Below are 1,353 nucleotides of genomic sequence, written 5' to 3'. Positions count from 1 at the left end.
CCCGGGATACGTCTGCGTCTCCGGCGCCAGCACCTGGTAGTAGAACCAGATCGTGTTGCCCACGGCGTAGCACATCGCCGACGTGCCGAGCAGCCGCCAGGGCAGTCGTCTCCCCGGGGGACGCAGCTTCGCCGCGCGGAAGCACGCCCACGCCGCGAAGGCCGAGAAGACCACGAAGCCTGTGTCGGTGACCGCCCGCCCCGTCTGCTGGCTGACGGAGTCGACCAGACCGAACGCCGCCAGTGCCACCGCGACGACGCCGCAGCCGACCGCCGCAGCGCGAAAAATGGCCCATTCGGACGCAGCAACCCGAGACATGCGAACTCCTGACCTGTTCAGCCCGCCGGAGCCCCCGCGCTGGTCACGGTACCCAAGGTGGCACGGCCGGGCTATCACCTTCTCCTACCGGCTGATCGCCGGGAACGGTGGATGCCCGCCGTCGGCCTACCCCGGGCCTGCCGCGGCACGCAAGCTGCTCCGCCTAAGCTACCCGGGCGAAGGGCCGCGTACCGACGATCCGTACGCCGGTTTCCGGGTCGTGGTGATGGGTGCCCGCCCAGCCCGCCTCGCGGCCGCCGGCGACCTCAGCAAAGTCGATCAGGTTCGCAGTCAGCGGCCAGCCCGACCACAGCCGCAGAGCTCGTGCTGCCGCGGCGACCAGTCACGATGGTCGGCTGGCCCGACATCACGCCACCTCGACGTCGGCAGCCTCAGCAGCGGTGACATCGTCGTCCTCGTTGGTGGCCGTCGCGAGCTGGCGCAGCCGGCGCACGGTGATCTGGTCCAGTCCCGTCAGCCGCACCATGTCCTTGACCGCGAGCCGCTCGGCCAGGAGCCGCCCCAGCGCGGCCGCAGGCGCGACCTCCGCGTCCGCGACGGCCTGCTCGGCCTCGCTGCGCGCCTCCCAGGCGACCTCGACGTCGACCACGGCCTCGTCGATGCGCTGTTCTCGGGCCAGCTGGTCCGGATCCAGCCGAAGCCGGCGCTCCCGCGCCGACTTCAGTCGCGCGTCCCGAGCCCGATCCCGACCTGACTGTGTGCTTGCGCCGCCGTTCCCACTGGGGATCACCACTCCTTGTTCGTCACGTCGCGACATCCATCGCGACCCTTTACAAGCAAGAAGACCCTGACCGTCCCCGATCGGACCCACAGCTCAGCCAAATGCCGCCACGTACGCCGCTCCTTGCGACGCGACAAAGCCCGATCCGAGAACGACCCTCACCACTCTCGCACCTCATGCATTCACGGACACTGTGGTTACGTCCGCACGAAAGCGGACGGACCGCGTCACCATCGGGAAGGCTCAACCTCATGCTGCCCACCACCGCTTCAACCGGTGGTGAGGCTTGGACA

At 69.4% G+C, this 1,353-nt stretch carries 2 protein-coding genes; both read right to left on the bottom strand.

Annotated features, from left to right (window positions below):
* Positions 1 to 318 (bottom strand): hypothetical protein (locus tag DDE18_RS22445; RefSeq protein WP_133241320.1); only part of this gene is annotated, 318 nt, incomplete at its 3' end.
* Positions 319 to 685: 367 nt separating this feature from the next.
* A complete protein-coding gene (locus DDE18_RS22440; RefSeq protein WP_116574652.1) occupies positions 686 to 1,096 on the bottom strand; it encodes a hypothetical protein in 411 nt (136 codons plus the stop codon).
* Positions 1,097 to 1,353 lie beyond the last annotated feature (257 nt).

Origin of the sequence: Nocardioides gansuensis, from assembly GCF_003076135.1 — a bacterium.
Taxonomy (GTDB): domain Bacteria; phylum Actinomycetota; class Actinomycetes; order Propionibacteriales; family Nocardioidaceae; genus Nocardioides; species Nocardioides gansuensis.
Note: the sequence above shows the minus strand (reverse complement) of the source record. Positions and strands in the feature narration are given on the sequence as shown.

What these genes read in the sequence shown, in the direction of transcription:
- DDE18_RS22440 (WP_116574652.1), bottom strand. Translation starts at nt 1,096, where the DNA reads ATGTCGCGACGTGACGAACAAGGAGTGGTGATCCCCAGTGGGAACGGC.